The sequence below is a fragment of the Paraburkholderia sp. SIMBA_054 genome (assembly GCF_046534875.1).
Taxonomy (GTDB): Bacteria; Pseudomonadota; Gammaproteobacteria; order Burkholderiales; family Burkholderiaceae; genus Paraburkholderia; species Paraburkholderia hospita.
In genome coordinates, this window is sequence record NZ_JAWRXV010000349.1 from 1 (window position 1) to 366 (window position 366).

Sequence of the window (366 nt, forward strand, 5' to 3'; positions counted from 1 at the left end):
GGCGCACAAGGCCGCGGTCACCGGCGACACCGTCGGCGACCCCTCCAAGGACACCGCCGGCCCGGCGATCAACCCGCTGATCAAGATCATCAACATCGTCGCCCTGCTGCTGGTGCCGCTGCTGTGAGCCTCCGGCCGGCCTGACCGCCAGCGCCCGCCGGGAACCCCGGCGGGTGCCCCTGGCCGGGATCCCCGGCCCAGCCATGGGTCCCCGCACCCCCGGGGATGTTCGCTGCAGCGCAGCAGCCGAAGGCGTAGAATTCGCGGTCCACATCACCGCTAGAACGCCTCGGAGCACGCATGGGCCTGGAACTGGTCAACGCCGGCAAGAACCTGCCGGAAGAAATCAACGTCGTCATCGAGATC

Annotated in this window: 1 protein-coding gene; it reads left to right on the top strand. The window is 69.4% G+C overall.

Going from position 1 to position 366, the window contains the following annotated elements:
• Window positions 1-127: sodium/proton-translocating pyrophosphatase (locus SB822_RS55425; protein ID WP_410858885.1), on the top strand; the 127-nt coding region annotated here is incomplete at its 5' end.
• Window positions 128-366: the final 239 nt, after the last annotated feature.